This is a genomic window from Pseudomonas sp. SLFW (assembly GCF_009905615.1).
In the GTDB taxonomy this organism is placed as follows: Bacteria; Pseudomonadota; Gammaproteobacteria; order Pseudomonadales; family Pseudomonadaceae; genus Aquipseudomonas; species Aquipseudomonas bambusae.
The window spans coordinates 99583-117297 of sequence record NZ_JAAAKW010000016.1 but is presented as its reverse complement, the minus strand read 5'-3'; the positions used below and the strand labels follow the sequence as shown (position 1 = coordinate 117297).

The window sequence follows — 17715 nt, the reverse complement described above, 5'->3', positions numbered from 1 at the left end:
CATCTACCGCTGCCCGTGCCCGGAAAGCGATTTCCCGTTCTCGGTGCAGCGGCACAAGCTGGTCCGCAAGGGGCGCCGTTATCTGTGCCGTCGCTGCCGGGAGATTCTGGTGTTCAGCGGCGAGACGCGGGTGGAATGACCGTCACGCCACGGCACCCGCTTCCCGCAACGCGCTTATTTCCTGCTCGCTGAACCCCGCTTCCCGCAACACCTGATCGCTGTGCGCGCCCACTGAAACGCCGATGTGCCGGGGCGCGGGCAAGCCTTCGGAAAACTTCACCGGGCAGGCCATCTGCGGCTGCGAAGTGCCATCGCGCCGAGGCACCTGCGTCACGACCTGCCGCGCCTGCAATTGCGGATGCTGCGCGGCCTCGGACAGGCTCAATACCGGCTCGACGCACGCGTCCACCCCAGCGAATAGCACCTCAAGTTCGTCAAAGCCGCGCCGCTCGAATTCGATCTGCAATTCCCGTTTGAGGGCCAGATGATCCACGGTTTCGGGTGATAAACCGAGCTTCGCGAGTTCCGGCCGTCCCAAGGTCTCACACAGCGTTCGCACAAAGGCAGGCTCCAGGCTGCCGACCGCAAACCAGCGCCCGTCGCGGCTGCGGTAGTGGTCGTAAAAGCCGCCGCCGTTGAGCCAGTTGCCCTCAGGCTGAGGCTCGACGTTTGCGGCCAGCGCCCCGGCCCCTGCCAGAGCGTTCAGGCTGAAGGCGCAGTCGGTCATGCTGATGTCGACGAACTGCCCCAACCCGGTGTGCTGCCGCGCCACCACCGCCGCCAACAGACCGATCACGCCGTGCAGCGACCCGCCCGCAATGTCAGCCACTTGCATGCCCAGTGGCAACGGGCCGCTGTCTTTGCGGCCGGTGTAGCTGGCCAGCCCCGCGATGGCCAGGTAGTTGATGTCGTGCCCGGCACGCTGACGGTACGGCCCTGTCTGCCCGTAGCCGGTGATCGAGACGTAAATCAGCTTTGGATTGATCGCCTTGAGGGCTTCATACCCAAGCCCCAGCCGCTCCATGACGCCGGGACGAAACTGTTCCAAAACAATGTCGTACTGTGCGACCAGCCGCTTGACCACCGCCACCGCCTCGGGCTGCTTGAGGTCCAGCGCCAGGCTGCGCTTGTTGCGATTGAGGTAGGCGTGGCTTGCGGAAACGCCTTGATCGTGAGGCGGCATGACGCGCACCAGGTCAGGCCGGGTCGGGGATTCGATGCGCAACACCTCAGCGCCCATGTCCGCCAACAACAGCGAGGCGAACGGGCCGGGTAGAAGCGTGGAGAAATCGAGGACGTTGAGCGAGGACAGCGGACCGTGCATGCGAGCTTCCCTGGGCAGCAGTGATGTGGGACAGCGTAGGTCGGCGCATTCAATGGGGCAATGAAGTCAGCCCTGTGGAGGCAAATCCCTGTGGGAGCGAATTCATTCGCGAAGCGGTTGTACATCCGATAAAAACCCATCGAATGTACCGGCCTCTCGCGAATGAATTCGCTCCTACAGGGATTGCGCATTATTTTGAATCGGTCATCCAACAAAAAGCCCGCCCCCGGTTTCCCGTGGGCGGGCTTTTCAGTTCAGCGCGAGGCTAACCGATTACGAACGGCCTACCGAAGCAGGGCCTTCGGCCACGCCCAGGTCGTCTTCAGGGCGGGTTTCTTCGATGGCACGGCCACCGGAAGCCAGCTCGGCCTGCATTTGCGGCACGTCCAGCTCTTTCACCCACTTGGCAACTACCAGGGTGGCAACCGCGTTACCCACCAGGTTGGTCAGTGCGCGGGCTTCGGACATGAAGCGGTCGATACCCAGGATCAGCGCCAGACCGGCCACCGGCAGGTGACCGACAGCCGACAGGGTCGCGGCCAGCACGATGAAGCCCGAACCGGTCACACCGGCGGCGCCTTTGGAGGACAGCAGCAGAACGGCCAGCAGGGTGATCTGGTGGGTGATGTCCATGTGGGTGTCAGTCGCTTGAGCGATGAACACGGCCGCCATGGTCAGGTAGATCGAAGTACCGTCCAGGTTGAACGAGTAGCCGGTCGGGATGACCAGACCCACAACGGATTTCTTCGCGCCCAGACGCTCCATCTTGATCAGCATGCGTGGCAGTGCGGACTCAGACGACGAAGTACCCAGCACGATCAGCAGCTCTTCACGGATGTACTTGATCAGTTTCAGGACGCTGAAACCGTGTGCGCGAGCGATGGCGCCCAGCACCACCAGCACGAACAGCAGGCACGTGATGTAGAAGCACAGCATCAGTTGGCCCAATTGCACCAGCGAGCTCACACCGTAAGCGCCGATGGTGAAGGCCATGGCGCCCAGTGCACCCAGCGGGGCCAGCTTCATGATCATGTTGATGATGTTGAACATGACGTGAGCGAAGCGATCGATGAAGTCCAGCACCGGCTTGCCGTAGGCACCCAGGCGATGCAGGGCGAAACCGAAGATCACCGAGAACATCAGCACTTGCAGGATATCGCCGTTGGCGAACGCGCCGACGATGGTGCCCGGAATCACGTTGAGCAGGAAGTTGACGACGGTCTGATCCTTACTCGCAGTCACGTAGGAAGCGATTTTCGACGCGTCCAGGGTGGCAGGGTCAATGTGCATGCCAGCGCCCGGCTGAACGACGTTGACCACGACCAGGCCGATGATCAGCGAGATGGTCGAAACGATTTCGAAGTAGAGCAGCGCGTAACCGCCGGTCTTGCCCACGGATTTCATGCTCTGCATGCCAGCGATACCGCTGACGACGGTGCAGAAGATGATGGGGGCGATGACCATTTTGATCAGTTTGATGAACGCGTCACCAAACGGTTTGAGCTGAACGGCAGTTTCGGGATACCAGTGACCGAGTGCGATACCAATGATGATTGCAACGATCACCTGGGCATACAGGGATTTGTAGATTGGCTGACGAGTCGTCATTGCAGTTTCCTCAAGAGCATCGCGCGTGTCATTCCTGATACACCGACGCCTAAAGTGCGAACCCACCTGCTCGGAGGGATTTGTTTTTGTCGAGCTGCGCGCGGCAGACCTCTGCGCCCTCTATCGCAATCACCGTGCCATCTTTCAAAAAATCACCGGAAGCCCCGAACGGCATGGACTGCTCGGTTAACGGTAGCCAACAATTCGATTCAGCGATGGCGGATTTCCGCCCATTCCCGACAAAATAGCCCGGTCATTGGCGGGTATCCGCCTTGTGACATCCCTTTGCCACTGCCTACCATCGGCCATTCATCCGTTCGCCATGTGAAGATCAACGGGCCTGTCATGCGCCATCGAACCATCGCCAGCCATTTCGCCCGCGCCGTGCTGCAAGGTGCAAAGCGCTATCAGCTCGATTGCGCGCCGATTCTCGAACAGGCGGGCATTCAGCCCGAACTGTTGAACGAGCCTCGGGCGCGGATCGCCCCGGAGCAGTTCGCACGTCTGATTCAAGGGGTGTGGCGGGCGCTGGACGATGAATTCATGGGGTTTGGGCTCGCCCCGAGCAAGCGCGGCACCTTTGCGATGATGTGCCACGCGGTGATTCACTGCCGCACGCTGGACAAGGCGCTGCAGCGGGGCTTCTTATTTTATGGACTGTTTCCGGACGCCCCACGCTTGAGCCTGGAACGTGACAGCGACGAGGTCCGGTTGTGTCTGGACGAATCAAGCCTGCGCGATCCGGCGCACTTTCTCAGCGAGTCGCTGCTGGTCATCTGGCACCGGCTGGCGAGTTGGCTGATCGGGCAACGCATCCGGCTGGAACAGGCCACGTTCGCCTGCCCCGCCCCCGCCCACAGCGCCGAATACGATCTGCTGTTCTATTGCCCGATCCAGTTCGATGCCCCGCAGACCGCGCTGACCTTTCACGCCCGCTACCTGGACCTGCCGCTGTTACAGGACGAGCGCACGCTGAAGCGCTTTCTCGAACGCTCCCCCGCTGACCTGCTGGCGCGGCCGGACGAGGGCGACAGCCTCAGCAGTCAGTTGCGCAGGTTGCTAAGCCGGGACTGCCAACGCTGGCCAGACCTGGAAATCGCCGCCGATCACCTGCACATCAGCCCCCAGACCCTGCGCCGCCACCTCCGAGAAGAAGGCACGAGCTTTCAGGGATTAAAGGACGAGTTGCGGCGGGACATGGCGATTTATCACCTGGGGCAGGCAGACCATTCCCTGCAAGAGATCGCCGAGCAATTGGGCTTTTCCGAGCCGTCGGCGTTTCATCGTGCGTTCAAGAAGTGGACCGGGCTGACACCGGGAGCGTATCGCGCGCAGGGGGATCGATGCCCCGCCCACCCTACTGGAGGAGCGTGGCTTGTCCCGCGACCGGCGACGAAGTCGTCGTAAAGCCGGTAGATGCGGCGTGTCAGGAATGCCCCGTCATCAGGAGTTACGACTGCTGCGCAGCCGGTCGCGGGACAAGCCACGCTCCTACAGGGGAGTCTGACGTGGCTCATATCGCAAACTGAATCCTGAACGCCGCGCCCCCCAGGTTCGACTCGCCCAACGTCAACTGCGCGCCGTAGCTTTCAATGATGTCCTTGACCACCGCCAACCCGATCCCTTGCCCCGGATTCTGCCGGTCCAGCCGCTCACCGCGTTCCAGAATCCGGGCACGCTGGCTCTGCGGCACACCGGGACCGTCGTCTTCGATGAGCAAGACATCGCCCATCACCGACGGCTGCCAGCTCACCCGCACTTCGCCCAGGCACAGGCGATAGGCGTTTTCCAGCAGGTTGCCGAGCATTTCCAGCAACGCGCCTTCCTCCATTTGCACCTGGCTGTCGTCCGGCAAGTCAAACGTGACATTGACCCGCTTGTCGCGATAGACCTTCTCCAGCGTGTTGCACAAACTCTCGACCACAGGCTTCAAGGCCACGTGATGGCGTACCAACCCACTCTTGCGCAAGCTCGCGCGTTGCAATTGATAGCCAATCTGCTGGCTCATGCGCTCGATCTGCGACTGCAGAATGCGCGCTTGCTCAAGGTCTTCCGGGCGCTTGGCGATGTTCTCGCTGACGCCCTGCAACACGGCCAGCGGCGTTTTAAGGCTGTGGGCCAAGTCACCGAGGGAGTCGCGGTAACGCGTCCGCTGCTCGCGCTCGCTGCGCAGCAGGCGGTTGAGGGAGCCGGTCAGGCGCAGCAGTTCGCTGGGGTGCTTTTCACTGAGACCTTCCCGCGAGCCCTCTTCGACCTGGTCCAGTTCCTGACTCATGCCCTTGAGCGCCCGGAGGCTCCACGTCAGGCCGACCCACAGCAGAATCAGCAACACCAACAAGGCGCCGCCAAAGCCCAGGTACAGCTTCTCGCGCAGGCCGGAAATCGTCTGTTGGTATTCGCGAACGGGTTGCACCGCCACGATGCTGTAGGCCGCGTTGCGCCCGCCGAGCAGCTTGATTTCCACGTCATACACGAAGAATTCTTCGCCGTCCGCCTGACGGATCTTGGCGAACTCGGTGCCCAGCCCGTCATAGCGCGGCTGGTAGTCGATGGCTTCGTCTTCGGTGGCGCGAGAACGCCAGACCAGCTTGCCGGCCCGGTTATAGATGTACCCGAGCAAACGGCTGTCGGGCAGGCTGAATTGTTCGCCGGGAAGCAGCGTCGGCATCATCAGCCGATCGTCTTCGACCCGGGCAGCGGAAATCAGCGTCGTGACGTCCGACGCCAGGCGTTTCTCGATGGAGCTTTCGAGCGCCAGGCTGAAGGCGCTCTGTAACGCAGGCAACATCAACAGCATGAAGATGACCGCCAAGGTTGCGGCGGCCAGCATCAGCCGGACGCGGAGCGATCGAATCATCGACAGCGCTCAGTGAACAGGTAACCCAGGCCTCGGACGGTGTCGATCGGCTTGAAGCCGTCCGCGCCTTCGAGCTTGCGGCGCAGTCGGCCGACCAGCACCTCGATCACGTTCGGGTCACGCTCGTCGTCGTCCGGGTACAACTGCTCCATCAGGCGCTCTTTCGGCACCACCTGCTGATGGTGGCGCATGAGGTATTCGAGAATCCGGTATTCGTAAGCGGTCAGCGCCAACGGCTGCTCGTGCATGGACGCTTGCTTGCGATTGAGGTCCAGCGTCAGCGGACCGGCAATGATCGTCGACTGGGTGAAGCCGCTGGAACGGCGCAGCAGAGCATTCATGCGCGCTTCCAGTTCTTCGAATTGAAACGGCTTGACCACGTAGTCGTCAGCGCCTGCGGCCAGCCCTTCGACCTTGTCCTGCCAATTGCCACGAGCGGTCAGAATCAGAATCGGAAAAGCCTTGTTTTGCGCGCGCAGCTGACGAATCAGGTCGAGCCCGCCTATGCCCGGCAGGCCAAGGTCGATCACCGCCAGATCGTGGTTGAATTGCCCCGCTTGATACAGCGCCTCTTCAGCATTGCCCACCGCTTCGACCACGTGACCGCTTTCGGTCAGGCGGGTCTGCAAGTGATGGCGCAACAGGGCTTCATCTTCGACAACCAGCAGTTTCATGACGCACTCCCAGGCACATTCATACCTCTCGCTTGATGATCCTTGAACGCTGACGGCTTACAACCGGTGATGAACGGGCAAATAATTGTCCGGCCTCTGAGTCAAGCTGGCCGACTGCGACGCGTAGGCCCCGCTCATCGCCGGTGCGGCGTCGGACAGTTTAGCCGCGCTCGGCATCATTATCCCGCTCAGTTTCTTGCTGTTTCTCGCCGCGTCGGCACGGGAAACGTCGGCTCGGCCTTCAGTGGCGTGTGCGGCAGCGCTGCCACCCAGAAACGCCAGCGCCAGAAAGAGCTTGTTGATCGTCGGCATGTGCAGGTCCTCCGGCGCCAGGCGCCTTGGTGGGTACGGGGCCGAGAATACGCAGCCAGCGCTGAACCCCTCCTGAACACGTTCTGAACGTCGGCTGAACACATATGTACCGCACGGGGTCGGAACCTGTACGGCACAATCGTCTAGGCTCAACGCCAGGCGAAGCCCTCAAGATCAAGCCCTCTAAAAGGGGACACCCCCGAAAAGGAGAGAGACATGCGTTCCATGCGTTTACTGATGGCCCTCACGCTCATGTGCCTGGCTGGACTGGCCCAGGCCGAAGTGAAAACCCGCACCCTCGACTATCAGGCCGCCGACGGCACGAAGTTGGTGGGCTATTACGCTTACGACGACGCGATCAAGGGTCCGCGTCCGGGCATCGTGGTGGTGCATGAATGGTGGGGCCTGAACGATTACGCCAAGCGTCGCGCCCGCGATCTGGCCGTATTGGGCTACAGCGCCATGGCCATCGACATGTACGGCGAAGGCAAGAACACCGAACACCCGAAAGACGCCATGGCCTTCATGCAAGCCGCCACCGCAGACGCTGGCGCTTCGGCCAAGCGCTTCGACGCGGGCCTTGAGCAGTTGAAGAAGCAGCCTGAAACCAACCCGCAGAAAATCGCTGCGATCGGCTACTGCTTCGGCGGTGGCGTGGTGCTGGATGCGGCACGTCGTGGGGAACCCTTGGCCGCCGTCGTCAGTTTCCATGGCGCGCTGACCACCAAAAGCCCAGCCAAGGAAGGCGTGACCAAAACGCCGATGCTGATTGAGCACGGCAATGGCGACACCATGGTCACCCCGCAGAACGTCGCGGACTTCAAGAAGGAAATGGACGCCGCCAAGGCTGACTACAAATTCGTCGGCATCGACGGCGCCAAACACGGCTTCACTAACCCCGACGCCGACAAGCTGAGCCACGGCGACCATGGCGGTCCGGACATCGGCTACAACCAGACCGCCGACATGAGCTCGTGGGCTGACATGAAGGCGTTCCTGAAAGAGCAGTTTGCGAAGAATTCGACGTTGTAAGCCGATCTGAGATTCGGATTGATTCTCGTCCCTGTGGGAGTGAGCTTGCTCGCGAAAGCGCCAGTGCAGTCAGTGATTTGGGGCAACTGGAATATCGTGTTCGTGACCAAGCTCATTCCCACAGGCTGATCTTTGCCATTGGGCTCAATGCCCAGTTCCCATGACAACCAAACGATCCCACGGCACAATGCCGCCCATGACGCCAAGCCTCCCTGACTGCTGCCCCACCCTCACCGCCCACTGGCCGCTTCCATTTCCATTGGCCAACGTGGTTTTGGTCAGCACCCCATTCGACCCGCAAAAGCTCGTCGACGGCGACTTCCAGCGCTGCTTGATCGAACCACCCGTCAACATTCAACGCTCGGTCGCCAAACGTCAGACCGAATTTCTCGCGGGACGCCTCTGCGCACGGGAAGCGATGCACCGGCTTGACGGCCGTCAACACGTGCCCTTGATTGGCGAAGATCGCGCCCCGATCTGGCCAAACGACCTGTGCGGCTCGATCACCCACAGCACCGGATGGGCCGCCGCCGTCGTCGCGAACAAGCGAGACTGGCGCGGGCTGGGCATGGACGTCGAACAGTTGATGACCACCGAGCGGGCCTCAAGACTCGCCGGGGAAATCCTCACCGCCGACGAACTGCAACGCATGGCCGCCGGCCCCGAACACCAGATCGCGCTGCATGTGACCTTGACCTTCTCCCTCAAGGAAGCGCTGTTCAAGGCGCTCTACCCCCTCGTGCTCAAGCGCTTCTATTTCGAAGACGCTGAATTGTTGGGCTGGACGGAAACGGGCACGGCCAGGCTGAGATTGAAGATTGAGTTGTCGGAGGAGTGGCACAGCGGCAAGGAACTCGACGCGCAGTTCAGCGTGGAGGGGGGGCAGTTGTTGAGTCTGGTGGCGATTGCCAATTGACCCCGTGATATCCCGGCGGATGTAAATCCCCAGTGGGAGCGGATTCATTCGCGAAGCGGTGGATCAAGCGACACTGAGAGGTGATCTGAGCGATCTTTCGCGAATGAATTCGCTCCCACAGGTCAACCCGCTGCGTCTGGTCGCCCTTGCAATGGACAATGCTCACACCGGCCCACCCATTCCACCCGGTAACTCAAACAACAACTGCGTCGCTGCCGAATCGATTGCCCTTCGGCCCCTTCTTTATAGGTAATGGTCTTGAACAGTGGATTGCGCGTCCCATCTGGCCGAAACCGCCGATTCAGCAAGCCATGACCGACCTCGGCAGCTGCAGCATCGACTTGCGCCAGTTGCCGCAGGCACGTCTCCAGATAATCCCCGGCACTGCTCCACAACACCGCCGATGCAAGGCTGCCATAGGCATTTAACCGCTCGATCACCTGTTGCAGGTTGTCCAGCAGCGGCGCGAATCGCTCGAAGGGATCTATGGAATCCGACGCCTGAAACGCCTCCCCTTCAAATCGAACCCCGTCGAGAAAACCCCGCTCATGCAGGGCAAACGCCAGATCATCCAGCGCCAATGACCAGCTCATCCCCTTCACCAGACTCGCCACTACCACGGGAGGGATCAACTGCATGGCGTAGAACTTGAACCACTGCGACACCAGCACCGGCAGCTTCTCGGGCATCAGTTCCGGGCCGTAGACCTGCATCAGCAGCCGATCCAGCACCTCGTCGCACAACAACTCCGGCAGCGGAATCACAGGGCGGCCATCGTCCTGAACCCACGTTTCGCCGAATCCCGCGAAAGGCCCTTTAAAGATGTCCTGCGTCACACATCCCCCTGCTGACGGGGCCAGGTCAGGCTGAAACACGCGCCGCCCAACGCTTGACTGCGACCGATCAACGCCCGTCCACCGTGCCAATGCACGATGCGCCGCACGATCGACAGCCCCAACCCATGACCACCCGACGCCCTCGTCCGGCTATCGTCCAGGCGCATGAACGGCGTAAAAATCCGCTCCCATGCGGTTTCCGGGACACCGGGGCCGTCGTCTTCAACATCGATGCGGCAACGCGCCTGGCTCAATTGAAAGCCGATACGCACCTCGGACTCAGCGTGACGCATCGCGTTGCTCACCAGATTCTGCAAGGCCCGGTGCAGATAGCGCGGTTCGGCCTCGACCCAGGCTTCATCGCCTTCCAAGGCGTCTTCGTTGACGGAAACACAAATCCCACGCGACACCCGCACATTGGCGCGCAGCGGCGCCAGTTCGGTGATGACCTGATCAATCAAGGCGTCGAGGTCGACACGCTGAAAACTCAGGGTCGGCGAACCCTGCTCCAGCCGCGCATAGGTCAACATCTCGTCCACCAGTTTGTCGAGGTCCTGAATGTCGTTGTCCATCCCGACCATGTACTTGTGCCGCGCCTCCGGGGTGCTGGCATCGCTGATCATCTCCAGGCCGAAACGCAGGCGCGCCACCGGCGTGCGCAGCTCGTGAGACACGGCACGCACCAGTTCGCGCTGAATGGTCAATGAACGCTGCAAATGCTCGGCCATACCGTTGAACGCCGAGGCCAGCCGCCCCACCGAGTCGGCGCCGGTTTCCGGCACGCGGGTTTCCAGGCTGCCCTGGGCGATCTGCGTGGCCGCCGCTTCCAGCCCTCGAAGACGACGCTCTAGCCGACGCACCAACAGATACACCACCAAACCGATCAGACACAGCCCAAGGAATGCGATCAGCACCAGCAGCTCGGGCGGATAGGGATTCATCTGGTACAGCGGGCCAATTTCCAGCACCCACGGGGTTTCGCCGACGCCGGACAGGACGCGGATCGAATCGCCGCCCTTGCCCAGCGCCATGACTGTGTCGCCTTCGTCAATGCGCCGCCGCTGGTCATCGTCCACGTCGGCTTTTTCCAGCTTGATCAGGTGCATGTCGAAGCCGAAGCCCTTGCTCACACGCAGGGTTTCCAGACGCACCGGCTGCTCATCGACGGGGAAACGCACCAATTCATCGAGCAGCAGAAAAATCGTCGCACGGGCCAGTTGCTCGCTGATCTGCTGCACCTCGCCGGTCAACAGCAGAGCACTGCCGGGTTTACCGGGTGCGCTGGGTTCGACTTCGCGAAACACACGGGCGGCATGGGGGCCAGTCTGTTCGACCACCACTTGATCGCGGCTCAAACGATTGCGCGCCCCGCCGTCCAGATGCGCCTGTTCGGCGGTTTCCAGTTCAAGGGGAATGCCCAGCAAACGTTCCCACACCGCCAAGGCGCGGGTGCGTTCAATGCCATCCATCGCCTTGAGGTTGTCCCCCATCAGGGCAAACGTGCCGTGGGCCAGTTGTTCGCGGTATTGCTCGCTGCGCACCTTGTTAGCCAGGTGCAGCGTCAGTACGCCGAGCAGCGCGACCAGCACCAACACGCCGAGCATGCCGCCGTAGATTCGCAGGAAGATCGAATTCATCGCTCGGCCCGGGCGAAGACGCTCATTTCTTTCGCCGCTTCCGGCACGAACAGGTAACCCTTGTTGCGCACGGTTTTGATCAGCCGTGGGTGAATGGGGTCGTCACCGATTCTGGGGCGGATTTTGGAGATGCGCACGTCGATGGAGCGGTCCTGCCCGTCATAACCGACGCCGCGCAGGGCGGTGAAGATTTCCTCGCGGGATAAAATGCGCCCGGCGTTGCTCACCAGTAGCCACAACAGATCGAACTCGGCGCTGGTCAGCTCGATGCCGGTGCCGTTTAGCGAGGCTTCGCGCAGGGCGTTGTCCACGACCAAAGGACCGAAGGTCAGCCGCCGTGATTCTTGCGCAGGGGTGTCAGGCGTGTCGCTGCGCCGCAACAGCGCATGAATGCGCGCCAGCAACACACGGGGGTGCACGGGTTTGCAGACGAAATCATCGGCGCCCATATCCAGCCCCAACACCTGATCGCTGTCGTCGGTCCGGGCCGTCAGCATGAGGATCGGCCCGTCGTAGTCGGCGCGCACCTTGCGGCAAATGCTCAAGCCGTCTTCGCCGGGAAGCATGAGGTCGAGAATCACCAGATCCGGCTGCTCCTCGACAATGCGCCTCGCCGCCCGCGCGCCATCGCCCTCCAGGCTCACTTGCAGGCCATTGTTCTCAAGGTAATCGCGGGTCAGTTCGGCCAGCCGAAGGTCATCCTCAACGATCAGCACCTGCCAGGGTTCTTGCTGCACGTTCCGTGTCTCCTGGGGTTGTTCTTATTAATAGAAGATCCGTTGGTCTCGCGTGGCGACAAATCATAGGGCGCACTTGGCACCTGTGGGAGCGAATTTATTCGCGAATCGATGGGGCTGACGATACATCTCTGTGGTCTGAACGATTTTTCGCGAATGAATTCGCTCCCACAGGATGAACTCCACTGATGAATGAGAGGTGCATCGCCCTGTTTCTCAACATGACACGCGACATGCAAAACCACCCTCAACGCATCCCTGTTCACCCCGACGCCCGAGACAGAATTTGCACTCACGCACAACCCGTAAAATTCTTTTTACTCGCGAAAAAACGGTGATCGGCAGCCCATCCCAGTGGCTACGCGGCCTACGCGGGATTTCCCCATATCCCACACAAATTACACACAGCTTTATCCACAGGTCATGTGTCTAGGATGCGTTGCAATTAGTGTCCGAAACGCATTATCTTGTACCCCGTCGCTGATCGAGACCCTACATGTAGGGTTTCATTGAAAAAACCAAACACAAGTGACCGAGAGATTTCAAGCATTTTTCTCGCGCCCAATGGGTTGAATTATCCCCGTTTCACCGCCTGACCGTTCACACGCGAATGGCAGACACCAGGCTTCATGATCTGCGCGTTTCGGTACAAGTGTTGCAACATTAAACCAGCATTCTGCTTCAGATTTTCCGGGTGACGAGCCGTAGAGCCGCACCCTTTTCGGACTTCAAAGCCAGGGTCGGCGCTCCTTCAGCCTTCCCATTCGTTCTGAAGTCATTGGGTCGACGTTTGTCGGTCAACTGCTTCAAGACGGAACGGTGGGCATGTGATTCATGCCCAATAAACATTAGAGAACGTGGAGACACCCATGCAAACAGACACAACCCGCGAGAATTCGCCGGCCATCGCGCCGCAGACAGGTACGACCCAGCAGGACCTGTCCGCGACCGCACCGGGTCAGCTGCGTGTGATCAAGCGTAACGGCACTGTCGTTGCGTACACCGATGACAAGATCACCGTTGCCATCACCAAAGCGTTCCTCGCAGTTGAAGGTGGCACCGCCGCCGCGTCTTCGCGTATCCACGACACCGTTGCCCGTCTGACCGAACAAGTCACCGCGACCTTCAAACGTCGCATGCCTTCGGGCGGCACCATCCACATCGAAGAAATCCAGGATCAGGTAGAACTGGCGCTGATGCGCGCTGGCGAGCAAAAAGTGGCTCGCGACTACGTGATCTACCGTAACGACCGCTCCAAAGAGCGTGCCGGTCGTGGCGGCGATGCCCCGGTTCAGGCGCACCCCTCGATCCGCATCACTGCCAAAGACGGCAGCCTGGTGCCACTGGACATGGGCCGTCTGAACACCATCGTCACCGAAGCGTGCGAAGGCCTGGCTGAAGTCGATGCCAACCTGATCCAGAACGAAACCCTGAAAAACCTCTACGACGGCGTGGCGCTGACCGACGTCAACACCGCGCTGGTGATGACCGCGCGTACCCTCGTCGAACGTGAGCCGAACTACTCGTTCGTGACCGCCCGCCTGCTAATGGACACCCTGCGTGCCGAAGGCCTGGGCTTCCTGGGCGTCGCCGAAAGCGCCACTCACCACGAAATGATCGACCTGTACGCCAAGGCCCTGCCGGCTTACGTCGCGAAAGGTATCGAGTTCGAACTGCTGAACCCTGTGCTGGCCGAATTCGACCTGGAGAAACTGGGCAAGGCGATCAACCACGAGCGCGACCAGCAATTCACTTACCTGGGCCTGCAAACCCTGTACGACCGTTACTTCATCCACAAGGATGGCGTGCGTTTCGAACTGCCGCAGATTTTCTTCATGCGCGTGGCCATGGGCCTGGCGATCGAAGAGAAAGCCCGTGAAGACCGCGCCATCGAGTTCTACAACCTGCTGTCGTCCTTCGACTACATGGCGTCGACCCCGACGCTGTTCAACGCCGGTACCCTGCGTCCACAGCTGTCGAGCTGCTACCTGACCACCGTTCCGGATGACCTGTCGGGCATTTACCACGCCATCCACGACAACGCCATGCTGTCCAAATTCGCAGGCGGTCTGGGCAACGACTGGACCCCGGTCCGTGCGCTGGGCTCGTACATCAAGGGCACCAACGGCAAATCTCAAGGCGTCGTGCCGTTCCTGAAAGTCGTGAACGACACCGCTGTGGCCGTGAACCAGGGTGGCAAGCGCAAGGGCGCTGTCTGTGCCTACCTGGAAACCTGGCACATGGACATCGAAGAGTTCATCGAACTGCGCAAGAACACCGGTGATGATCGTCGCCGTACCCACGACATGAACACCGCCAACTGGATTCCTGACCTGTTCATGAAGCGCGTCTTCGACGACGGCAAATGGACCCTGTTCTCGCCATCCGAAGTCCCGGACCTGCACGACCTGACCGGTAAAGCCTTCGAAGAGCGCTACGAGTACTACGAAGCGCTGACCGAGTACCCAGGCAAGGTCAAGCTGTTCAAGACCATCCAGGCCAAAGACCTGTGGCGCAAGATGCTGTCCATGCTGTTTGAAACCGGCCACCCATGGCTGACCTTCAAGGACCCGTGCAACCTGCGCTCGCCGCAGCAGCACGTGGGCGTGGTCCACAGCTCGAACCTGTGCACCGAGATCACCCTGAACACCAACAAGGATGAGATCGCGGTCTGCAACCTGGGCTCGATCAACCTGCCGAACCACATCGTCAACGGCAAGCTGGACAACGAGAAGCTCAAGCGCACCATCGACGTCGCCGTTCGCATGCTCGACAACGTGATCGACATCAACTACTACTCCGTGCCGCAAGCCCGTAACTCGAACCTGCGCCACCGTCCGGTCGGCCTGGGCATCATGGGCTTCCAGGACGCGCTGTACCTGCAGCACATCGCTTACGGTTCCGACGCTGCCGTCGAATTCGCCGACCGCTCCATGGAAGCCGTCAGCTACTACGCGATCCAGGCTTCCTGCGATCTGGCGGACGAGCGCGGTGCCTACGAGACGTTCCAGGGTTCGCTGTGGTCCAAAGGCATCCTGCCACTGGACTCGCAACAGATCCTGATCGAAGCCCGTGGCCAGAAGTACATCGACGTCGACCTGAACGAAACCCTGGACTGGGCGCCCGTCCGTGCCCGCGTTCAGAAAGGCATCCGTAACTCGAACATCATGGCCATCGCACCGACCGCGACCATCGCCAACATCACCGGTGTTTCGCAGTCGATCGAACCGACCTACCAGAACCTGTACGTGAAGTCGAACCTCTCGGGCGAATTCACCGTGATCAACCCGTACCTGGTTCGCGACCTGAAAGCCCGCGACCTGTGGGACTCGGTCATGATCAACGACCTGAAGTACTACGACGGTTCGGTTCAGCAGATCGAGCGCATCCCGCAAGAGCTCAAAGACCTCTACGCGACTGCCTTCGAAGTAGACACCAAGTGGATCGTCGACGCGGCAAGCCGTCGTCAGAAGTGGATCGACCAGGCTCAGTCCCTGAACCTGTACATCGCTGGCGCATCGGGCAAGAAGCTGGACGTGACCTACCGCATGGCCTGGTACCGTGGTCTGAAAACCACCTACTACCTCCGTGCCCTGGCCGCGACCAGCACCGAGAAATCCACCATCAACACCGGCAAGCTCAACGCCGTTTCCAGCGGCGGCCACGGCCCGGACGACTCGGCGATCACCGCCCCGCGTCCAGCCGAAGCAGCCCCGGCCGCCGGCCCGGCGCCAGTGCCAAAAGCCTGCGCCATTGACGAGCCGGATTGCGAGGCTTGCCAGTAAGGCACACCGCGCTCCTCCTGTAGGAGCGCGCTTGCCCGCGAACCAGACACTCTGGAGTCGCTGACACAACACATGTAGCAGTCCGGCTCGCCGGCGGTAGCGTCTCAAAACCGCCACCACCCGCAAACCGGACCACTGCAAACGGCCCTACACCGCACACCTGTAGGAGTGAGCTTGCTCGCGAATACGCCAGTCCATGCACCGGCGATTCCCGAATCGACACTCAAAAGAAGAAACACCGAGGGCTACCCCTCACCTATTCATGTTCTTTGCGTGCAACGCCTGATACGCAACCAACACTCAAGATCCACCCGGTCAGTCACTACCACTGACCCTCACGCAGGAGACTCATCGTCATGCTGAGCTGGGACGAATTCGACAAAGAAGACGCCGCTGAACCCGCCAAAGGCGCCAACGCTGGCCACGCTTCGGAAGCTGCCATGGACAAACTCGACAGCGCCGGTGGTGCCGCCGCTCGCGATGCACGCGCCGTCAGTGCCAACGACTCCGCGGCCATCGCCCGCGCCAAAGCCGCGCTGGACAAACTCGACGTCGCCGAAGGTCTGGCCGAGCTCGAAGGCTCCGCCGCCCGCGTTGCCGTCGACGAAAAGCGCATGATCAACTGCCGCGCCGACCTCAACCAACTCGTGCCTTTCAAGTACGACTGGGCCTGGCAGAAGTACCTCGACGGCTGCGCGAACCACTGGATGCCGCAAGAAGTCAACATGACCGCCGACATCGCCGTATGGCGTAACCCGGAAGGCCTGACCGACGACGAACGCCGCATCGTCATGCGCAACCTGGGCTTCTTCTCCACCGCCGATTCCCTGGTTGCCAACAACCTCGCGCTGGCCGTGTATCGCCTCATCACCAACCCTGAATGCCGCCAGTACATTCTGCGCCAAGCCTTCGAGGAAGCGATCCACACCCACGCCTATCAGTACTGCATCGAATCCCTGGGCATGGACGAAGGCGAGATCTTCAACATGTACCACGAGATCCCGTCGGTCGCGAAAAAAGCCGCCTGGGGCCTCAAATACACCCGCGCCATCTCCGACCCGGAATTCAACACCGGCACCGTCGAGACCGACAAAGAACTGCTGCGCAACCTGATCGCCTACTACTGCGTTCTGGAAGGCATCTTCTTCTACTGCGGCTTCACCCAGATCCTCTCCATGGGCCGCCGCAACAAAATGACCGGCGTCGCAGAACAGTTCCAATACATCCTGCGCGACGAGTCCATGCACCTGAACTTCGGCATCGACGTGATCAACCAGATCAAAATCGAAAACCCACACCTGTGGGACGCCGAACTGAAGGAGGAAGCCTCGCAAATGATCCTGCAAGGTACCCAACTGGAGATCGAATACGCCCGCGACACCATGCCCCGCGGCGTACTCGGCATGAACGCCGCGATGATGGAGGACTACCTGAAGTTCATCGCTAACCGTCGTCTGAGCCAGATTGGGTTGAAGGAAGAGTACCCAGGGACTACGAACCCGTTCCCATGGATGAGCGAGATCATGGACTTGAAGAAAGAGAAGAACTTCTTTGAGACGCGAGTGATTGAGTATCAGACGGGTGGGGCGTTGAGCTGGGATTGATTTGATCCTGCTATCACTGTTTGGAATGAAAGGGGCTGCCAGAGATGGTGGCCCTTTTTAGTTTCTGATAGCTCCACGATCAGCATGAAAATGCCACTCGCGACGATATGTGTCGACCTGAAATCACCTCATCCAACACGCCATAGAAGCGCCTCGATACGCTCAAACGCTCTCCTCTCTACAAAGCTTAAAGTAGCTTCAACGCTCCGCGCCGAACGTCAAATTCAAGAAATAGACATAGCCCGCCACTGTTACACAATCGCCGACGTGGATAAATCCCACTTACCCAGTGAGATGAGGTGTTTCGGTTTTTGGAGGATTGACGGTACTTAGATGCGTGAGACATCAAAGAGAGCCGAGGCTAATTCATGTGCAGCGCTAGTACTAACTAAC

The 17715-nt window shown here is 60.5% G+C and carries 13 protein-coding genes and 1 pseudogene; 6 read left to right on the top strand and 8 right to left on the bottom strand.

The features are described from left to right. Positions 1-139 (top strand): annotated as a pseudogene (locus GVN17_RS23465) (zinc ribbon domain-containing protein); the annotation flags it as partial. A 3-nt stretch (positions 140-142) separates the two neighbouring features. On the opposite strand, the gene GVN17_RS23460 reads toward GVN17_RS23465, so the two are convergent. Both GVN17_RS23460 and GVN17_RS23455 read right to left on the bottom strand, forming a co-directional pair. After that, on the bottom strand, positions 143-1324 hold the full coding sequence (locus tag GVN17_RS23460) for a CaiB/BaiF CoA-transferase family protein (RefSeq protein ID WP_166597644.1): 1182 nt from the start codon (positions 1322-1324) through the stop codon (positions 143-145). A 273-nt stretch (positions 1325-1597) separates the two neighbouring features. Continuing rightward, complete coding sequence (locus GVN17_RS23455; RefSeq protein WP_166597643.1) at positions 1598-2932, bottom strand: dicarboxylate/amino acid:cation symporter; 1335 nt, start codon at positions 2930-2932, stop codon at positions 1598-1600. 345 nt (positions 2933-3277) lie between these two features. On the opposite strand from GVN17_RS23455, the gene GVN17_RS23450 reads away from it, so the two are divergent. Continuing rightward, on the top strand, positions 3278-4339 hold the full coding sequence (locus GVN17_RS23450) for an AraC family transcriptional regulator (RefSeq protein WP_166597642.1): 1062 nt from the start codon (positions 3278-3280) through the stop codon (positions 4337-4339). Between the two features lie 106 nt (positions 4340-4445). On the opposite strand, the gene GVN17_RS23445 is transcribed toward GVN17_RS23450, so the two are convergent. Genes GVN17_RS23445 through GVN17_RS23435 form a run of 3 tightly spaced genes read right to left on the bottom strand, consistent with a single transcriptional unit; the run spans position 4446 to position 6775 of the window. Continuing rightward, positions 4446-5789 (bottom strand): ATP-binding protein, encoded by a 1344-nt coding sequence (locus GVN17_RS23445; RefSeq protein WP_166597641.1) that lies wholly within the window; start codon positions 5787-5789, stop codon positions 4446-4448. Further along, complete coding sequence (locus tag GVN17_RS23440) at positions 5786-6463, bottom strand: response regulator (protein WP_166597640.1); 678 nt, start codon at positions 6461-6463, stop codon at positions 5786-5788. Before GVN17_RS23440 ends, GVN17_RS23445 begins: the two co-directional genes overlap by 4 nt. A gap of 57 nt (positions 6464-6520) precedes the next feature. Further along, complete coding sequence (locus tag GVN17_RS23435) at positions 6521-6775, bottom strand: hypothetical protein (RefSeq protein ID WP_166597639.1); 255 nt, start codon at positions 6773-6775, stop codon at positions 6521-6523. Between the two features lie 225 nt (positions 6776-7000). Here GVN17_RS23435 and GVN17_RS23430 point away from each other — a divergent pair, with 225 nt between their 5' ends. Beyond that, complete coding sequence (locus tag GVN17_RS23430) at positions 7001-7807, top strand: dienelactone hydrolase family protein (protein WP_166597655.1); 807 nt, start codon at positions 7001-7003, stop codon at positions 7805-7807. A 196-nt stretch (positions 7808-8003) separates the two neighbouring features. Next, entirely contained in the window at positions 8004-8723 is a 720-nt protein-coding gene (locus GVN17_RS23425) for a 4'-phosphopantetheinyl transferase (protein WP_218576378.1), read from the top strand. A 122-nt stretch (positions 8724-8845) separates the two neighbouring features. On the opposite strand, the gene fhuF is transcribed toward GVN17_RS23425, so the two are convergent. From fhuF to GVN17_RS23410, 3 genes are read right to left on the bottom strand one after another with little or no spacing between them, the layout of a single operon-like run. Beyond that, entirely contained in the window at positions 8846-9598 is a 753-nt protein-coding gene (gene fhuF / locus GVN17_RS23420; protein WP_166597638.1) for a siderophore-iron reductase FhuF, read from the bottom strand. Beyond that, positions 9556-11196: an ATP-binding protein gene (locus tag GVN17_RS23415; protein ID WP_166597637.1), complete on the bottom strand. Its 1641-nt coding sequence runs from the start codon at positions 11194-11196 to the stop codon at positions 9556-9558. The genes fhuF and GVN17_RS23415 overlap by 43 nt, the downstream gene beginning before the upstream one ends. Continuing rightward, complete coding sequence (locus GVN17_RS23410; RefSeq protein ID WP_166597636.1) at positions 11193-11933, bottom strand: response regulator; 741 nt, start codon at positions 11931-11933, stop codon at positions 11193-11195. The genes GVN17_RS23415 and GVN17_RS23410 overlap by 4 nt, the downstream gene beginning before the upstream one ends. 869 nt (positions 11934-12802) lie before the next feature. Between GVN17_RS23410 and GVN17_RS23405 the strand changes: the two genes are divergently transcribed. Together GVN17_RS23405 and GVN17_RS23400 are read left to right on the top strand one after the other, a co-directional pair. After that, complete coding sequence (locus GVN17_RS23405) at positions 12803-15718, top strand: ribonucleoside-diphosphate reductase subunit alpha (protein WP_166597635.1); 2916 nt, start codon at positions 12803-12805, stop codon at positions 15716-15718. A 356-nt stretch (positions 15719-16074) separates the two neighbouring features. Then, a complete protein-coding gene (locus GVN17_RS23400; RefSeq protein WP_166597634.1) occupies positions 16075-17322 on the top strand; it encodes a ribonucleotide-diphosphate reductase subunit beta in 1248 nt (415 codons plus the stop codon). Positions 17323-17715 lie beyond the last annotated feature (393 nt).